Here is a 17441-nt window from a genome sequence, read left to right on the forward strand (position 1 = left end):
CGGGGCGGACGCGGAGCCCCGGCGTCGGTGACGGCGCCGGGGCTCTTCCGGGTTCGCGTGCGGGGGGCTAGGGGAGCTGCTTGCCCTGGAGCACGCTGGTCGCCAGCCAGATCGGGAACGCGGTGACGACCAGCCCGGAGAAGATGAAGCCGGGGCCCAGGACGATTTCGAGGATGCGGTCGTTCCTGGCCTGGAGCACGAGCACGCTCGACGGATCCCGCGGGGGGTAGGCGACCCGGACGGACGGGGCGGTGCTCTGGTGGGCGAAGACGTGCGTCGTGCCGGTGGTGTCCGTGTAGCGGTACGTACCCGGGTCGTCCGCCGGCTCCGCGTCGACGGTCACTCCGTGCCTGCGCAGCCGGGTCTCGTGGAACCACGGCACCACGCACACCCCGCCGAGCCACAGCATCACGGCCGCGAGGAGGCCCAGCGGCACGATGAACACGGCACCGGCCACGCCGGTCTCCCCGGGGCCCGCGATGGCGGTGACGAGGGCCAGGGCGAGGATCGCGCCCAGATAGCCGAGGACGACCCGGCCCAGTCTGCGCCGGTACCCCTCCAGCCAGGTCTTGGTGAAGGTGCGCAGGTCGACGAGGGCTGCGCCGTCGACGTCCTCGGCCGGCGCGGGCAGCAGGGCGTTCACGGCCTCGGCGAAGGCGGCACCCGCAGCCTCACTCACGCCCTCGATCAGGTGGACGGACGGGGTGGCCCCGGGGAGGGCCCGCAGCTCGACGGTGACGCTCCGGGACTCGGCGTGGACGCGGGCGACCGCCCGGACGGGGATCGTCGCCTTCTGGCCGGGGCGGTCGAGGAGCAGCCCGTCCGGTTCCGCGCTCAGCACGGCGCCGCCGCTTCCCTGCAGGACGGGTATCGAGGATGTGATCGGCATGCGCAAGATCGTAAGGCGGGCGGCCGTCCCTGAACACGGCGGGAACCTCGGGGACTTGGTGACTTCTGAGTAGCCGTACTCAGGACCTTTTCGACGGCCGCGGGTAGCGTCGGGCGCGTTCGCGGAGCGTCTGGGGGAGGGGCTTGGGGTGCGGGGTTCTGGGAAGGCGGCGGTCGTCGGCGGGGTGTTCCTCGTCATGGTCGGCGGGGCGGGGCTGGGGGTGTACTCCCTGGTGGGGAGTGATGCCGCCGCGGAGACCGGGGTGAAGGCCACGAAGGGCAGCGGGCCGGTCGGGGAAGGGGAGGCGCTGCAGACCGCCAAGGCCTTCCTCGCCGCCTGGGCTGCCGGGGACGAGCACGCCGCGGCCAGTCTGACGAACAACCCCGAGGCCGCCCAGTACGCCGTCCGGGACTACGCGGCGGAGGCTCACGTCACCGGGGCCGTGATCACGCCCGGGAAGCCCAGCGGCACCACGGTGCCGTTCACCGTGCGGGCGCAGGTCTCGTACGGCGGCGTCGGCAAGCCCCTGGAGTACGCCTCCTCGCTGACCGTGGTCCGGGGGCTGACCAGCAAGGAGCCGCTGGTGGACTGGGTGCCCTCGGTCATCCACCCCCGGCTGCGCGAGGGCGAGAAGCTGCGGGCCGGGGAGCCCGCTCTGCCGCCCGTACGCGTCGTGGACCGCGAGGGCAGACCGCTCACCGCAGAGGAGTACCCCTCGCTGCGGCGGATCCTGGACGAGCTGCGCGCCCGGTATTCCGCGGGGGCCGGCGGCAAGGGCGGGGCCGAGCTCTGGATCGAGCCGGCCGTCGCGGAGCAGCCGAAGCGGACCGTGCTGACCCTCGACCCCGGCCGGCCGGGGTCGATCAGGACCCGCCTCGACGCCACGGTGCAGGCGGCCGCCGAGCGGGCGGTCAAGGCGCACGAGTCGTCCTCGGTGGTCGCGCTCCGGCCCAGCACGGGCGATGTGCTGGCCGTGGCCAACAACCGCGAGGACGGCTTCGACGCGGCGATGCTCGGCACCACCGCTCCGGGCTCGACGCTGAAGATCGGTACGGCCGCCATGCTGCTGGACCGGGGCCTGGTCGCGGCGGACCGCGTGGCGGAGTGCCCGGGGACGGTGTCCTGGTACGGCAAGCCCTTCCGCAACCAGGGCGGCTTCTCGCTCACCGGGAAGACCTTCGCCACCTCCTTCGCCCGCTCCTGCAACACGGCCTTCATCAAGCGGATCAAGCAGGTGGACGACGACGCGGCGCTCCCGCGGGAGCTGCGCGAGGTCTTCGGCATCGGGCTGGACTGGCAGACCGGGGTGGCCAGCTTCGACGGTGACGTGCCGGAGGTGACGGGCGCGGAGACGGCGGCCGAGTACATCGGCCAGGGGAAGGTCCGGATGAACCCGCTGACCATCGCCTCGATGCTCGCCACCGCCAAGACGGGCGTCTTCCGCCAGCCGCTGGTCGTCCCGGCGGAACTGGGCGACCGGAGGATCGCGACCGCGGAGCGGCAGATGAAGCCGGCCGTCGCCGCGCAGCTGAAGCGGATGCTCCAGCAGACCGCGGCCAGTGGTACGGCGGCCTCCGCGATGGCGTCCGTCGGCGGCCCGAAGGGCGCGAAGACGGGGTCGGCGGAGGTCGACGGGGCGGTGAACCCGGACAGCTGGTTCACCGGGTGGAGCGGTGACGTGGCCGCGGCCGCGTTCGTCCAGGGCGGCGGGCACGGCGCGGAGGCGGCCGGCCCGCTGGTGGCGCAGGTGCTGCGCGCCGGCTGAGCGGAGGAGGCGTTCGGCCGCTGCGGGCGGGACCGGCCGCAGGGGTGGTACCGGCCGCAGCGGCGGGCTGAGCCTGCCCCTCTCCCGGCCCGGCCCCGCCCGGCCCCGGCGTCAGGGCCCCGACTTCACGGCTCGGCCCCGCCCGGCCCCGCCCGGCCCCTCCCTCAGAGCACCGACTTCACGGCCCGGACCAGGGCCTGGGCCCGCGGGTCCGCGGTGACGGACTTCGCCAGGGCGTTGGTGACGTAGCCGAAGCCGATGCCCGCATCGGGATCGGCGAAGCCGAGGGAGCCGCCGCGGCCCGGGTGCCCGTACGAGGCCGGGGAGAGCAGCGGCGAGGCCGGGCCGTGCAGCATGAAGCCCGGGCCGAAGCGGGTGTTCACGACCAGTACGCGGTCCGGGCCGGCGGCCTCCTCGGTGCCGGCCAGCGCCGTGGTCTCCGGCGTGAAGAGCCGGGTGCCGCCCTCGACCTCCCCGAAGGTGGCCGCGTAGAACCGGGCCAGGGCACGGGCGGTGGCGATGCCGTTGGAGGCGGGCAGTTCGGCGGCGCGGTAGGCCGGGGCGTTCTCGTCCGGCAGCGGGTCGATCGCGGCGAAGGCTCGCCGGGTGAGGGAATCGGGGTCGTCGTACGCGGCGGAGACGTCCCGCTTCGGCCGGGTCTTCAGCCCGCCCGTGGCGACGGGCGGCGGCGCCACGGCCGCGACCCGGCCCACCCGGTGGGCCTCCTCGTCCGGCAGGCCTATCCAGAAGTCCAGCCCCAGCGGGCCCGTGACCTCCTCGGCGAGCCACCGGCCGAGGGTGCGGCCCGTGACCCGCAGCACCAGCTCGCCGAGCAGCCAGCTGAAGGTCTGGGCGTGGTACCCGTGGGCCTCCCCCGGCTCCCAGGCGGCGGACTGGGCCGCGACGGCCCGCGCGGCCTGCTCGGCGTCGGCGGCCTGCTCCGGGGTGAGCCCGGTGTCGAGGGCCGGCACGCCCGCCCGGTGGGACAGCAGGTGCCGGACCAGGGCCCGCTCCTTGCCGCCGGCCTTGAACTCGGGCCAGTGGTCGCCCACCGGCGCGTCGAGGTCCAGCAGCCCGCGCTGGTGCAGGAGCAGCGGCACGGAGGCCGCGACGCCCTTGGTGGCCGAGCGCACGATCTGCGCGGTGCCCGCGGTCCAGGGTTCGGTGCCGCCGTCGGCGTCGCGGGTGCCGGCCCAGAGGTCCACGACCGGGCGCCCGTCGCGGTAGACGGTGACGGCCGCGCCGCGGTCGCCCCGCTCGGTGAAGTTGCGTACGAAGGCGTCCCTGACGGGTTCGAAGCCCGCCGCCACGCTGCCCTGGACGTCGACGTCCACGTCCCGCTCCCTGGTGCCACTCGGCACCCGGGTGGTGCCGACCAACATGGTGCAACGTGAAACGACCCGCGATGCTTCCGGGGCCGCAGTACGTCACACGTCACATCCGCGGGCCCCGTGGACGGGGGGCGGCGGGCTACGGAACGGCGACCGACCGGGGGTCGAAGCCGAACGGCAGCTCCAGCCGGTGCGCCCGCATCAGGTCCTCGTCGCACAGCAGGTCCTGGGTGCGGCCGTCGGCGGCGATCACCCCCTGGCTCAGCACGACCGAGCGCGGGCAGAGCTCCAGCGCGTACGGCAGGTCGTGGGTGACCATCAGCACCGTCACGTCGAGGGAGCGCAGGATGTCGGCCAGCTCGCGGCGGGAGGCGGGGTCGAGGTTGGACGAGGGCTCGTCCAGCACCAGGATCTCCGGCTCCATGGCGAGCACGGTGGCCACGGCGACCCGCCGGCGCTGCCCGAACGACAGGTGGTGCGGGGGCCGGCCGGCGAACTCCGCCATGCCCACGCGCTCCAGCGCCGCGGTCACCCGGGCCTCCAGCTCGGCGCCGCGCAGGCCGGCGGCGGCCGGGCCGAAGGCCACGTCCTCGCGGACGGTCGGCATGAAGAGCTGGTCGTCGGGGTCCTGGAAGACGATGCCGACCCGGCGCCTGATCTCGGCGAGGCTCTTCTTCTCCACCGGCAGTCCGGCCACCCTGACCGTGCCGACGCCGCCGCCGAGGATGCCGTTGAGGTGCAGGACGAGGGTGGTCTTGCCGGCGCCGTTGGGGCCGAGCAGCGCGACGCGTTCGCCCTTGCCGATGCTCAGTTCTACGCCGAACAGGGCCTGGTGGCCGTCGGGGTAGGCGAAGGCGAGGCCGGACACGTCGAGGGAGGGCGCGGTGGCGGGTGAGGACGCGGTCGCGGAGGTCGGGGCAGTCACAGCATCCATCCCATCAGACAGACGGCCAGGGCCGTCACCGGCAGTGCGGCCGCGTGGGCCCACTGCGTGCGCGAGGCGGTGACCTCGTCGATCACCGGCATGGTCCCGGCGTACCCGCGGCTGAGCATCGCCAGGTGAACGCGCTCACCGCGCTCGTACGAGCGGATGAAGAGCGCGCCGGCCGTCTTGGCCAGCACCCCCCAGTGCCGGGGGCCCCGCGCCTCGAAGCCGCGCGAGCGGCGGGCGACGGACATCCGGCGCAGCTCGTCGGTGATCACGTCGCCGTAGCGGATCATGAACGAGGCGATCTGCACCAGCAGCGGCGGCAGCTTCAGCCGCTGGAGCCCGAGCAGCAGCTCGCGCAGTTCGGTGGTGGCCGCCAGCAGCACCGAGGCGGCGACGCCGAGGGTGCCCTTGGCCAGTACGTTCCAGGCGCCCCACAGGCCGGAGACGCTCAGGGACATGCCGAGCACCTCGACCCGCTCGCCCTGGGCCACGAAGGGCATCAGGACGGCGAAGAGGACGAAGGGCACCTCGATCAGCAGCCGGCGCAGCAGGAAGCCGGCCGGTACGCGGGCCACCGCGGCCACGCCCGCGAGCAGCACGGCGTACAGGGTGAAGGCCCACACCGCCTCCCGCGGGGTGGCGACGACGACCACGACGAAGCCGAGGACGGCGACGAGCTTGCAGTGCGGCGGCAGGGCGTGGACGGCGGAGTGCCCGTGCCGGTAGAGCTTGTGGGCGTGGCCCGCGGCCATGTCAGACCGCCGGGGCTTCGGCGGTGCGGCGGCGCCGGACGACCCAGAAGACGCCGGTGCCGAAGGCCACGGTGGCGCCGACGCCGATCACGCCGGCGAGGCCGCCGGAGAGCCGGGCGTCGGAGACGGCCTTGACGCCGTAGTCGGCGAGCGGGGAGTCCGCGGCGGCGTGCTCCTCGACCTTGCGGTCGATGCCCTGGTCGGCGGCGACCTTCTCCAGGCCGTCGGGGCTGGCGGAGGCGTAGTAGGAGACGAAGCCGGCCAGGACGAGGGAGGTGACCAGGCCGGCGGCCCACACCTTCCGGGCCGGGCGGGCGGCCACGGCGACGGGGGCCGCGGCGGGCGCGTCCACCAGCTCGCCGCCGACGCGGAGCTTGAGGCGCGTGGTCAGGCCGCGGGCGCCGTGCACCAGGTCGGGGCGTACGGCGAGCACGGCGCCGACCGTGGCGGCGGTGATCGCGGCCTCGCCGATGCCGATCAGCACGTGGACGCCGACCATGGCGGTGAGCACCTTGCCGATCGGGACGTCGGTGGTCCCCCCGATGGCGTAGAGCAGGGTGAAGAAGGCCGCGGAGGCCGGGACGGAGACGAGGGCGCCGACGAAGGCGGCCGCGGTGACCGAGCGGCGGCCCTTGGGCAGCACCTTCACCAGCAGCTTGAAGACGGCGTAGGAGACCACGACGGTCACGACGCCCATGGTGGTGATGTTGACGCCGAGTGCGGTGAGGCCGCCGTCGGCGAAGAGGATGCCCTGCATCAGCAGGACCACGGAGACGCAGAGCACGCCGGTGTACGGGCCGACGAGTATCGCGGCGAGGGCGCCGCCCAGCAGGTGGCCGCTGGTGCCCGCGGCGACGGGGAAGTTGAGCATCTGGACGGCGAAGACGAAGGCGGCGACGAGGCCGGCCAGCGGGGCGGTCCGCTCCCCGCCGAGGTCTCCGAGCCGCGCGCCCCCCAGCTCGTTGCGGGCACCGCGCAGGCTGACGGCCACGGCTCCCGCCGCGACTACTCCCGCGGCCACCGAGACCGGTGCGTCGATGAATCCGTCGGGGACGTGCATGGTCGGGCTCCGCTTCCTGCGTGTCTTCTGCCTCCGTGTGGGCAACGTCTGATGATAGGGCCCACTTGCAAATGACTGGCAAGAGCGTCCGCATACCAAAAAGCGAGGGAACGTTTCCCCTGAAATATGCGACATTGGGGATAAATGCCGCGAGTGTGAGGAGCCCGAGCCGTGAGTTCCCCGATCGAAGAGCGCGTCCGCGGCCGGGTCGTGACGGACGATCCCCTCTACCGGGTGATCCCCGTCGCCCTGCGGTTCCTGCCCGACGAGCCACTCGCCGTGCGCATCGTCTTCCCCGCCGGCATCTCCCCCGAGGGCACCGAGAACGAGTGGGTGCTCGCCCGCACCCTGCTGGAGACCGGGCTCCAGGCCCCGACCGGCACCGGTGACGTCCGGGTCTGGCCGTGCGGCCGGGTGCAGGCGGTCGTCGAGTTCCACTCCCCCGACGGCGTGGCCGTCGTCCAGTTCGACACGTCCGCCCTGCGCCGCTTCCTGCGCCGGACGTACGCCGTCTCGCCGACCGGTGCCGGCGCGCCGAGGTCCGCGCTGCGGGCCGGTGCGGCCGGCCCCGCGGCGCCGGGCGCCGCGTCCCCCGGCGGCGCGGCGTCCGCCCCGCAGACGAAGGGGCCCGGCCGCACCGCGATGGTGCGACCGGGCCGTCCGTGACCCGATGCGACCGGGCCGTCCGCAGGGGGGCGCTCCGGCGGCGGCAGTCCGCCGCCGGAACCGGGCCGGCTAGACGCCGACCAGCTCCCGCTCCGCGCCGGCGCCCGGCTCGCCCGGGCCCCGGGCGGCGTCGTCGCCGAGGTGCTTGCGCAGCCCCTCGCCCTCGACGTCGACGTTCGGCAGCAGGCGGTTCAGCCAGCCCGGCAGCCACCAGGCCTTGTGGCCGAGCAGCGCGAGCACGGCCGGCACGATGGCCATGCGGACCACGAAGGCGTCGAAGAAGACCGCCACCGCGAGGCCGAAGCCGATCATCTTGACCATCTGCTCGCTGGAGCCGATGAAGCCCGCGAAGACCGCGATCATGATGACCGCCGCGGCCACGACCACCCGGGCGCCGTGCTGGAAGCCGGTCACGATGGCCTGGCCCGGGCGCTCGCCGTGGACGTACGCCTCGCGCATCCGGGTGACCAGGAAGACCTCGTAGTCCATCGCGAGGCCGAACACCACGCCGACCATGAAGATCGGCATCATGCTCATGATCGGGCCGGTCTGCTCGACGCCGAACACCGAGCCCAGCCAGCCCCACTGGAAGACCGCGACCACGGCACCGAGGGCGGCGACCACGGAGAGCAGGAAGCCGAGGGCCGCCTTGAGCGGGACCAGCACCGAGCGGAAGACCACCATCAGCAGCAGGAAGGCGAGGCCGACGACGAGCGCCAGGTAGGGCAGCAGCGCGTCGTTCATCTTCTGCGAGAAGTCGATGTTCATCGCGGTCTGACCGGTGACGAGGACGTCGTCGCCGCTGGCGTCGCGGATCGTGTGGACCAGGTCCTCGGTCTCGGCGGAGGACGGACGGTCCTTCGGCACCACGGTGATCATCGCGGTGTCGCCGGCCTTGTTGAGGGTCGGCGGCATGACCGCGACGACGCCCTTCAGATCCTTGATCTGCTCGACCGTGCGGTCGGCGGCGGCCTTGTTGCCGTCCACGACCACCAGCAGCGGGCCGTTGAAGCCGGGGCCGAAGCCGTCGGACAGCATGTCGTAGGCCTTGCGCTGGGTGGTGGAGACCGGCTGCGCGCCGTCGTCCGGCAGGCCCATCTCCAGCTTGCTCGCCGGTACGGCGATGACGCCGAGGCCGATGACGCCGGCCAGCAGCACCATCACCGGGCGGCGCAGCACGAAGCGGGCCCAGCGGGTGCCCATGTTGGGCTTCTCCGCGGCGGCCGCGGACTTCTCCCTGCCGCCCCCGAAGAGCCGGCTCTTGGTGCCCATGGGCAGCACGCGGCGGCCCGCGAAGCCCAGCATCGCGGGGATCAGGGTGAGGGCGACCAGGACGGCGATGACCACGGTGCCGGCGGCGGCGAAGCCCATCTTGCTGAGCATCGGGATGTTCACCACGGCCAGGCCCACCAGGGCGATGACCACGGTCAGGCCGGCGAAGACCACGGCCGAGCCGGCGGTGCCGACCGCGCGGCCGGCGGCCTCGTCGCGCTCGCGGCCCTCGGCCAGCTCCGCGCGGTAGCGGGAGACGATGAAGAGCGCGTAGTCGATGCCGACCGCGAGGCCGATCATCATCGCGAGGGTGGAGGTGGTGCTGCCGAGGTCCAGCACGTTCGCCAGGGCGGTGATGGACGAGACGCCGATGCCGACGCCGAGCAGCGCGGTGAGCAGCGGCAGTCCGGCCGCGACCAGCGAGCCGAAGGTGATGACGAGGACGATGCCGGCCACGACGACGCCGACGACCTCGCCCGGACCGCTCTCCGGCACGGACATCAGCGCGTCGCCGCCGATCTCCACCTTCAGGCCGGCGGCCTGGGCCTCCTTGCCGGACTCCTTGAGGGCCTCACGGGTGTCGTCGGTCAGCTCCATGCCGCTGACCTTGTACGTCACCTGGGCGTAGGCCGTCTTGCCGTCCTGGCTGACGGCGTGGCCCTGGTACGGGTCCACGACGCGCTCGACCTGGTCCGAGCCGGACTTCAGGTCGGCGACGACCTTCTCCACCTCGGCCTTGGCGGCCGGGTCGGTGATCTTCTTGCCGTCGGGGGCCTTGAAGACGACCCGGGCGGTGGCGCCGTCGGCGCGGGAGCCGGGGAAACGCTTCTCCAGCAGGTCGAAGGCCTTCTGGGCCTCCGTGCCGGGTATCGAGAAGGAGCTGGACGTCGGGGTGGCGGCCGAGGCGGCGCCGAAGCCGGCGAGCACCAGCAGCGCCACCCAGACGAGGGCGACGAGGCGGCGGCGCCGGAAGGCGCCCCTGCCGAGGCGGTAGAGGAAGGTGGCCACGAGGTGGTTCTCCCGTTCAGGTCGTGGTGCGGATCAGGGCATGCGGAAGCCGGCCCGACGACGAGAGCGGCGTGTCAGGTGGTCCTCAGGGGAAGGTGCTGGGTCAGACGCCGAGGGCGGGGAACACCACGGAGTCGATGAAATCGGCGAGGAACGCGCGGTCCGGCGTGCGGTCCTCCATCAGCGGCAGCGCGATGAACGCGCCGATGAGCATGTGCGGTACGAACCTCAGGGCGGGACAGTCCGCGGCCACCTCGCCCCGGTCCACGGCCCGGCGCAGCATCGCGTCCAGGCCGGTGATCTCGGGCTCGATGAGCAGTTCGCGCAGTGCGGTGTGGAGCTCGGGGCTCTCGTGCACCGCGTGGGCCAGGCCCCGCAGCAGGGCGGTGTCCTTGGCCATCTGCGCGTCGTCGGACTTCTCGACCATCACCGCGAAGTCGCCGCGCAGCGAGCCCGTGTCGATCTCCCGGAGGGAGACCGGCTGGGTGCAGCGCAGTGCCTTCGCGACCAGCTCCGGCTTGCTCCCCCACTGGCGGTAGAGGGTGGCCTTGCTGGACTTCGTACGTGCGGCGACGGCGTCCATGGTGAGCGCCTCGTACCCGACCTCGCGCAGGAGGTCCAGTACCGCCTCGTGCAGCTCGGCCTCCCGCTCGGGGGTGATCCGGCTGCGCCGTGAGGCGCTCGTGTCCGCCATCGTTCCGGACTCCCATCCAAACGAAACCGTTCCGTACTGTTAAGACCATACCCCCGCGCCGGGCGAAACGAAACCGTTTCGTTTCGCTTTCGAGGTGGGCTCCGTCACGCCTCGACGCCGCCCCGACGCCGCCCCGACGCCGCGCCGACGCCGGCCCGACCACACCCCCGCCCCACCCGGACCACACGCGCGTTCGCACCACGCGTTCGTCTGTACGAGTTGCCGGGCCCCTCTGGCGCGGAAAGCATTGGGGGGTGAGTCACGACGTCGCGTACCTCCGGTTCCCGCACCTGCACGACGACCTCCTGTGCTTCGCCGCCGAGGACGACCTGTGGGTCGCCCCCCTGGTCCCCGAGGGCGAGACCCCCGGCCGGGCCTGGCGGATCACCGTCGACCGCACCCGCATCGGCCATCCCCGGTTCTCCCCGGACGGGTCCCACATCGCCTTCACCACCTGGCGCAGCCTCGACCCCGAGATCCACCTGGTGCCGGTGGACGGCGGCACCGCCCGGCGGCTGAGCCACTGGGGCTCCACCGACACCCGGGTCTGCGGCTGGACCCCGCCGGACAAGGACGGCCGGAGCGACATCCTCGCCGTCTCCTCGCACGGCCAGCCCTTCTCGTACTTCTCCTGGGCCTACACCCAGGCCACCGACGGCAGCCCGGGCAAGCGCCTGCCCTGGGGCCCCGTCTCCGACATCGCGGTCGCCGAGACGGACGGCGAGCGGAAGACGCTGCTCCTCACCGGCAAGCCCCCGCACGAGCCGGCCGCGTGGAAGCGCTACCGCGGCGGGGCCATGGGCCGGCTGTGGCTGCACGGCGAACAGCTGCTGCCGGACCTCGGCGGCCACCTCGACTGCGCGATGTTCGTCGCCGGGCGGATCGCCTTCCTCTCCGACCACGAGGGGATCGGCAACCTCTACTCCTGCCTGCCCGACGGCACCGACCTGCGGCGCCACACCGACCACGACGAGTTCTACGCCCGGCACGCCTCCAGCGACGGGCGGCGCGTGGTCTACCAGTGCGCCGGGGACCTGTGGCTGGTCGACTCCCTCGAACCCGACGCGGAGCCGCGCAGGCTGGCGGTCCGGCTGGGCGGCGCGCGCACGGGACGGCGTACGTACTCGGTGCCGGCCGCCAGCCACGTCGACTCCCTCTCCGTGGACGCCACCGGGCGGGCCAGCGCCGTGGTCGTGCGCGGCTCGCTGTACTGGCTCACCCACCGCGACGGGCCGGCCAGGACCATCGCGGACACCCCGGGCGTGCGGGTGCGGCTGCCGGAGATGCTGGGCGCGGGCGGCCAGGTCGCGTACGTGACGGACGCCGAGGGCGAGGACGCGATCGAGATCGCGTACCTGCCCCGGGCCAGCGGCCACCGCGAACCTCGGCGGCTGGCCTCCGGGGAGCTGGGCCGGGTCCTGGAGCTCGTCGCCGACCCGGAAGGCGAGCGGCTGGCCGTGGCCGCGCACGACGGACGGCTGCTCCTCCTCGACGCCACGGAGGAGTCCACCGGCGAGGCGACCGAGCTGATCCGGTCGATCAACGGCCCCGTCAAGGATCTGGCGTTCTCCCCCGACGGCGCCTGGCTGACCTGGTCCCATCCCGGCATCGGCCGGTCCCTGCGCCAGATCAAGATGGCCCGGATCGCCGGACCCGGCGCCCGCACCATCGTGGACGTCACCAACGGCCGCTTCGAGGACGAGAACCCGGTCTTCACGCGGGACGGCCGCTACCTGGCCTTCCTCTCCTGGCGCGGCTTCGACCCGGTGTACGACGTGCACACCGGCGACCTCTCCTTCCCGCTGGGCTGCCGCCCGTACCTCGTCCCGCTCTCCTCCGCCACGCCCTCCCCCTTCGCCCTGCTGCCCGACGGCCGGCCGGCGGCGGGCGGGCTCGACCCGACCGAGAGCGAGGGAGGCGACGGTACGGTGACGGTCGAGGTCGAGGGCCTGGAGAACCGGGTCACCCCCTTCCCGGTGACCGCCTCCAAGTACTCGGCCCTGTACCCGGTCAGCGGCGGCGGCCTGGTCTGGATGCGGTGGCCCATCTCGGGCGCGCTGGGCGAGACCTTCGCCAACCCGGCCGACACCTCCGGCAAGCCCTCGCTGGAGTTCTTCGACATCACCAAGGCCCGCAAGACCGAACTCGTCGGCGACCTCGACTGGTTCGCGGTCAGCGGCGACGGCACCCGCCTCGTCGTCGTGGACGACGGCGACCTGCGCGCCGTGCCCGCCACCGAGTCCGGCGACGGGGACTCCACCGTCTACCTCGACCTGCGGCGGATCCTGCACGAGGTGGACCCGGCCGCCGAGTGGCGGCAGGCGTACGAGGAGGCCGGGCGGCTGATCCGGGCGTACTTCTGGGACCCGAAGATGTGCGGGATCGACTGGGACGGCGTACTCGCCCAGTACCGTCCGCTGGTCGAACGCGTCGCCTCCCCCGACGAGTTCGCCGACCTGCTGCGGGAGGTGCTCGGCGAACTGGGCACCTCGCACGCGTACGTGGCCGCCGCCCGCCGCAACGAGGGCCCCCCGCACTACCAGCGGGCCATGGGCCTGCTCGGCGCCAACCTCGTGCCGCGCGAGGAGGGCTGGGTGGTCTCGCGGATCCTGCCCGGCGACTCCTCGGACTCCAAGGCCCGTTCCCCGCTGGCCGGTACGGGCATCCGCGAGGGCGCCGTCCTCACCCACGTCGACGGCCGCCCCGTCGACCCGGTGACCGGCCCGTACCCGCTGCTGGCCGCGGCCGGCGGCACCACCGTCGAGCTGACCTTCCAGCCGGCCGAGGGCGAGGGCCGCTCCCGGCGGGTGGCGGTCGTGCCGCTGATCGACGAGCGGCCGCTGCGCTACCAGGACTGGGTGGCCAAGCGCCGGGCCGTGGTCCGCGAGGTCAGCGGCGGCAAGTGCGGCTACCTCCACATCCCGGACATGGGCGGCTCGGGCTGGGCCCAGTTCAACCGCGACCTGCGGATGGAGGTCTCCCGGCCGGCGCTGATCGTGGACGTGCGCGGCAACGCCGGCGGCCACATCAGCGAGCTGGTGGTCGAGAAGCTCACCCGCCGCATCCTGGGCTGGGACCTCACCCGCGACGCCCAGGCCGTCTCGTACGCCTCCAACTCGCCCCGGGGACCGGTCGTCGCCCTCGCCGACGAGGCCACCTCCTCCGACGGCGACATGATCACCGCGGCCTTCCGGCTGCTCGGGCTCGGCCCCGTGGTCGGCCAGCGGACCTGGGGCGGCGTGGTCGGCATGACCGGACGGCACACCCTGGGCGACGGCACGGTCATCACGGTGCCGATGAACGCCGCCTGGTTCGACGAGTACGGCTGGGGCGTGGAGAACCACGGCGTCGAACCGGACCTCTCCATCCAGCGCACCCCGCTCGACTGGGCGGAGGGCCGGCACGCGCAGCTCGACGACGCCGTGTACCTGGCGCTGGAACTGCTGGAGCGCACCCCCGCCTCGGTGCCGCCGGGCTACAGCGACGTCCCGGACCGCCGCCGGCCCGCGCTGCCGCCGCGGTCCTGAGACGTACGGAGGGAACGCGAAGGGCGCGGACCGGCATCCGGTCCGCGCCCCGTGGCTCGTGTCGTACGGGCCCCTCGGGCGGCGCTCAGTGCGCGGTGGTGCGTTCCTGCTCGTCCGCCGCGCCCCCGGCACCGACCAGCCCCTTGCGCACGTTCCCCAGGCGCGGCTCGAAGCGCTGCATCTCCCGCTGCCCGACGGTGGCGATGATGCCCGGCAGGTAGCCGCGCACCGACTGCATGCCGCGCAGCCACCACTGCGCGTACACGTGCGCGGAGCGCCGCTCGATGCCGGCGACGATCCGGTCCACGGCCGGCCCCAGCGGGTACGTGCGGTTCGACGGCCAGGGCAGCCGCTGGCGCAGCTCGCGCATCACGTCGTCCTGGTCCGCCCCGCGCACCATGTCGGTGTCGGTCCAGGACAGGTAGCCCACGCCGACCCGGACGCCCTTGTACCCGACCTCGGCGCGCAGGCTGTGCGCGAAGGCCTCGACGCCGGACTTGGAGGCGCAGTACGCCGTCATCATGGGCGCCGGGGTGATGGCGGCCAGCGAGGCGATCTGGAGGAAGTAGCCGCGGCTCTCCATGAGTACGGGGAGGAAGGCGCGGGCGGTGACGGCCCCGCCGATCAGGTTGACCTCGATCACCCGGCGCCAGGCGTCGGGGTCGGAGTCGGCGAACGGGCCGCCCGCGGCGACGCCCGCGTTGGCGACCACGATGTCGACCTTTCCGAAGCGCTGCTTGACCTCCTGCGCCACGCGGGCCATCGCCTCGTGGTCGGTGACGTCGGCGTGCCAGTGGTCGCTGTCCGTCGCCAGCCGCTCGGAGACCTCCTTGAGCGCCGCGGGCTCCAGGCCCACCAGCGCGACCTTCGCGCCGCGCGCCGACAGCTTGCGGGCCAGCAGCTCGCCGACGCCGCGGGCGGCTCCGGTGACGACGGCGACCTGGCCTTCCAGACTCCTGCGTGCGCTCACGGCGTCTCCTCCTTGGCGGGTACGTACAGCTTCGCGAGTTCGGCTATCCGGCCGGTGACGGCCTCGGGGGCCTCCACGGGGGTCATGTGGCCCATGCCGGCGAGTTCGGTGAGGCCCGCGCAGTCCGGGAGGCGTTCCGCGAGGGAGCGGGCGTGGGTGATGGGGGTGAGCCGGTCGGCGGTGCCGCCGAGCACGGCCGTGGGCACGCGGAGCGCCCGTACCCCCGCGTCCAGGTCGAGGGTGGCGAGCACCTGGGACCAGCCGTGGCGGACGCCCGTCGGGCAGGCGTGCACGATGCGCGCGCAGGCCTCGACCTTGTCCGGCGAGGAGCCCGGGCCCATCGTGGCGTACCTGAGCACCTTTCTGGCGACCGGCGTGACGGGCCCGAGCGGAGCGCGGGCGCCGAGCACGGCCCGGGTGACGCGGGTGCGCAGGGCGCCGGCCCTGATGGGCAGCACCAGTGCCTCGGCGGTCAGCCGGGAGCTGCCGGTGCTGCAGAGCAGGGCCGCGGCGGCGTGCTCGGCGAACTCCGGGCGGTCCGCGGCGGCCATCAGGGTCATGCCGCCCATGGAGTGGCCGGCGAGCACGGCCTTCTCGCCCGGCGCGAGGGTGGCCGCGAGGACGGCGGCCAGGTCGTCCGCCAGCGCCTCCGTGCCGTACCGGCCCGGGGACGCGGGGCTGCGGCCGTGGCCCCGCTGGTCGTAGGCGACCACCCGGTGGGTGGCCGACAGGGCCCGCACCTGCGCCGCCCAGAAGGCCGTGGAGCAGGTCCAGCCGTGGGCCAGCACGACGGCCGGGGCGTCCTCGGGACCGTGCACCTCGGCGTGCAGCCGGGCGCCGTCGCGGGAGGTGACCACCAGCTCGCGGCGGGCGGCGGGGGGCGCGTAGGGACCGGCGGTGACGTGCATGAGGCGGCTCATGCGGAGGCCTCCCCGGTGGTCTTGGCGGTCCTGGCCGGGGACTTCGCGGCGGTCTTCGCCGACGCTGCCGCCTGGGCCGGGACCCGCTTGCCGACGCGCACGATCTCGTACTCGGCCAGGTCGACGGTCCGCGTCTCGCGGCGGAACTCGCCCGTCGTACCGGGCCAGACGGTGGTGTTGCGGCCCGCGGCGTCGAGGTACCAGCTGGTGCAGCCGCCGGTGTTCCACACGGTCCGCTTCATGCGGTCCTGGACCTTGCGGTTCCAGGTGTGCACGGCGGAGGGGCGGGCGGCGAGCGCCACGCGCCCGCCCAGCACGCCGAGCTGGCGCAGGTAGTCGGCCATGTAGTTCAGCTGGGACTCGATCATGAGGATCATCGAGCTGTTCCCGAGCCCGGTGTTGGGGCCGATGATCGTCATCCAGTTCGGGAAGCCGGCCGCGGTGGCGCCGCGCAGCGACTGCATGCCGTCCTTCCACTCCTCGGCGAGGGTGCGGCCCTCGGCGCCGACGACGCGGTCGGCGATCGGCATGTCGGTGACGTGGAAGCCGGTGCCGAAGACGATCGCGTCGACCTCGGTCTCCGTGCCGTCCGCGGCCACGAGCACCGAGCCCCGGATCTCCTTCAGGCCCGAGGCGACCAGGTCGACGTTGGGCCGGGCGAGCGCCGGGTAGTACTCGCTGGACAGCAGGATCCGCTTGCAGCCGATGCGGTAGTCGGGGGTCAGCTTGGCCCGCAGCTGCGGGTCCTTGATCGCCCTGGCCATGTTGGACTTGGCCAGGGTCTCGATGAAGCCGAGCTGGTTGGGGCGCTTGGTGAAGGCGCTGACCTGGAGCTCCCGGATGCCCCACAGCAGTCCGCGGCGGGCGGCGCGGGTGAAGGGGAGCTGCCGGTGCAGCCACTTCTCGACGCCGGTGATGGCGCGGTCGGTGCGCGGCAGGACCCACGGCGGGGTGCGCTGGAAGAGCGTCAGCCGCTCGACGTCGGGCGCGATGGCCGGGACGATCTGGATGGCCGAGGCGCCGGTGCCGACCATCGCGACGCGCTTGCCGCGCAGGTCGTAGTCGTGGTCCCAGCGGGCCGAGTGGAAGACCTTGCCGGGGAAGTCCGCGAGGCCGGGGATCTCGGGCATCTTCGGGTCGGAGAGCGGTCCGGTCGCGGAGACCACCACGTCGGCGGTGAGGCTGCCGCCCGAGGTCTCGATCTCCCAGTGCAGCTCCTCGGCGTCCCAGCGCATCATCCGGACCTCGTGGTCCAGGCGGATGTGCGGGCGCAGGCCGAAGGTGTCGGCCACGTGCTCCAGGTAGGCGCGGATGTGCGGCTGGCCGGAGAAGGTGCGGGGCCAGTCGGGGTTGGGGGCGAAGGAGAAGGAGTAGAGGTGGGAGGGGACGTCGCAGGCGCAGCCCGGGTAGCTGTTGTCCCGCCAGGTGCCGCCCACGGAGCCGGCGCGCTCCAGCACCACGAAGTCGGTGATCCCCTCGCGGCGCAGCCGGACGGCCGCCCCCAGGCCGCCGAATCCGGATCCGACCACCGCCACTCGTACGTGCTCGCGCTCGGCCATGCCGCCGCCCTCCCGCAGTTCGCGACTCTGCCAGCAATCACTGGCACGGTGGAGCGTAGAGCAGCTCCGTACTCATGGGTAGGGGGTCCGCGGGGAA

At 73.7% G+C, this 17441-nt stretch carries 13 protein-coding genes; 3 read left to right on the forward strand and 10 right to left on the reverse strand.

Translation table 11 applies throughout. The annotated features are described in order from the left end of the window. Positions 1-67: 67 nt before the first annotated feature. Positions 68-889 carry a hypothetical protein gene (locus tag ACIQUQ_RS13535; RefSeq protein WP_403974852.1) on the reverse strand — a complete coding sequence of 274 codons (822 nt, stop codon included), beginning with the start codon at positions 887-889 and terminating at the stop codon, positions 68-70. 148 nt (positions 890-1037) lie between these two features. On the opposite strand from ACIQUQ_RS13535, the gene ACIQUQ_RS13540 reads away from it, so the two are divergent. After that, positions 1038-2654, forward strand: a complete 1617-nt coding sequence (locus tag ACIQUQ_RS13540; RefSeq protein ID WP_403974854.1) for a penicillin-binding transpeptidase domain-containing protein — start codon at positions 1038-1040, stop codon at positions 2652-2654. 164 nt (positions 2655-2818) lie between these two features. Here the strand turns inward: ACIQUQ_RS13540 and ACIQUQ_RS13545 are convergent, their stop codons facing one another. From ACIQUQ_RS13545 to ACIQUQ_RS13560, 4 genes are all read right to left on the reverse strand, one after another. Continuing rightward, entirely contained in the window at positions 2819-4036 is a 1218-nt protein-coding gene (locus tag ACIQUQ_RS13545; RefSeq protein ID WP_403974856.1) for a serine hydrolase domain-containing protein, read from the reverse strand. Positions 4037-4124: 88 nt separating this feature from the next. Further along, entirely contained in the window at positions 4125-4919 is a 795-nt protein-coding gene (locus tag ACIQUQ_RS13550) for an energy-coupling factor ABC transporter ATP-binding protein (protein ID WP_403974859.1), read from the reverse strand. Further along, complete coding sequence (gene cbiQ / locus ACIQUQ_RS13555; protein WP_403974861.1) at positions 4907-5668, reverse strand: cobalt ECF transporter T component CbiQ; 762 nt, start codon at positions 5666-5668, stop codon at positions 4907-4909. The genes ACIQUQ_RS13550 and cbiQ overlap by 13 nt, the downstream gene beginning before the upstream one ends. Before the next feature lies 1 nt (position 5669). Continuing rightward, positions 5670-6728, reverse strand: a complete 1059-nt coding sequence (locus ACIQUQ_RS13560; RefSeq protein ID WP_403974864.1) for an energy-coupling factor ABC transporter permease — start codon at positions 6726-6728, stop codon at positions 5670-5672. Positions 6729-6899: 171 nt separating this feature from the next. On the opposite strand from ACIQUQ_RS13560, the gene ACIQUQ_RS13565 reads away from it, so the two are divergent. After that, positions 6900-7394, forward strand: coding sequence for an SsgA family sporulation/cell division regulator (locus tag ACIQUQ_RS13565; RefSeq protein ID WP_403974866.1), 495 nt, complete (start codon positions 6900-6902; stop codon positions 7392-7394). A gap of 69 nt (positions 7395-7463) precedes the next feature. On the opposite strand, the gene ACIQUQ_RS13570 is transcribed toward ACIQUQ_RS13565, so the two are convergent. Continuing rightward, on the reverse strand, positions 7464-9674 hold the full coding sequence (locus tag ACIQUQ_RS13570; protein ID WP_403974868.1) for an MMPL family transporter: 2211 nt from the start codon (positions 9672-9674) through the stop codon (positions 7464-7466). Positions 9675-9777: 103 nt separating this feature from the next. Next, complete coding sequence (locus ACIQUQ_RS13575) at positions 9778-10368, reverse strand: TetR/AcrR family transcriptional regulator (RefSeq protein ID WP_403974870.1); 591 nt, start codon at positions 10366-10368, stop codon at positions 9778-9780. Positions 10369-10622: 254 nt separating this feature from the next. Here ACIQUQ_RS13575 and ACIQUQ_RS13580 point away from each other — a divergent pair, with 254 nt between their 5' ends. Further along, on the forward strand, positions 10623-13895 hold the full coding sequence (locus ACIQUQ_RS13580) for a S41 family peptidase (RefSeq protein ID WP_403974872.1): 3273 nt from the start codon (positions 10623-10625) through the stop codon (positions 13893-13895). Between the two features lie 85 nt (positions 13896-13980). On the opposite strand, the gene ACIQUQ_RS13585 is transcribed toward ACIQUQ_RS13580, so the two are convergent. Genes ACIQUQ_RS13585 through ACIQUQ_RS13595 form a run of 3 tightly spaced genes read right to left on the reverse strand, consistent with a single transcriptional unit; the run spans position 13981 to position 17344 of the window. Continuing rightward, positions 13981-14865: an SDR family oxidoreductase gene (locus tag ACIQUQ_RS13585; RefSeq protein ID WP_403974874.1), complete on the reverse strand. Its 885-nt coding sequence runs from the start codon at positions 14863-14865 to the stop codon at positions 13981-13983. After that, the gene (locus ACIQUQ_RS13590; protein WP_403974876.1) at positions 14862-15785 is read right to left on the reverse strand and encodes an alpha/beta fold hydrolase; all 924 of its coding nucleotides are present in this window, start codon (positions 15783-15785) and stop codon (positions 14862-14864) included. Before ACIQUQ_RS13590 ends, ACIQUQ_RS13585 begins: the two co-directional genes overlap by 4 nt. Beyond that, a complete protein-coding gene (locus ACIQUQ_RS13595) occupies positions 15782-17344 on the reverse strand; it encodes a flavin-containing monooxygenase (RefSeq protein WP_403974878.1) in 1563 nt (520 codons plus the stop codon). Before ACIQUQ_RS13595 ends, ACIQUQ_RS13590 begins: the two co-directional genes overlap by 4 nt. Positions 17345-17441 lie beyond the last annotated feature (97 nt).

Origin of the sequence: Streptomyces sp. NPDC101118 (genome assembly GCF_044759445.1) — a bacterium.
Lineage (GTDB): Bacteria > Actinomycetota > Actinomycetes > Streptomycetales > Streptomycetaceae > Streptomyces.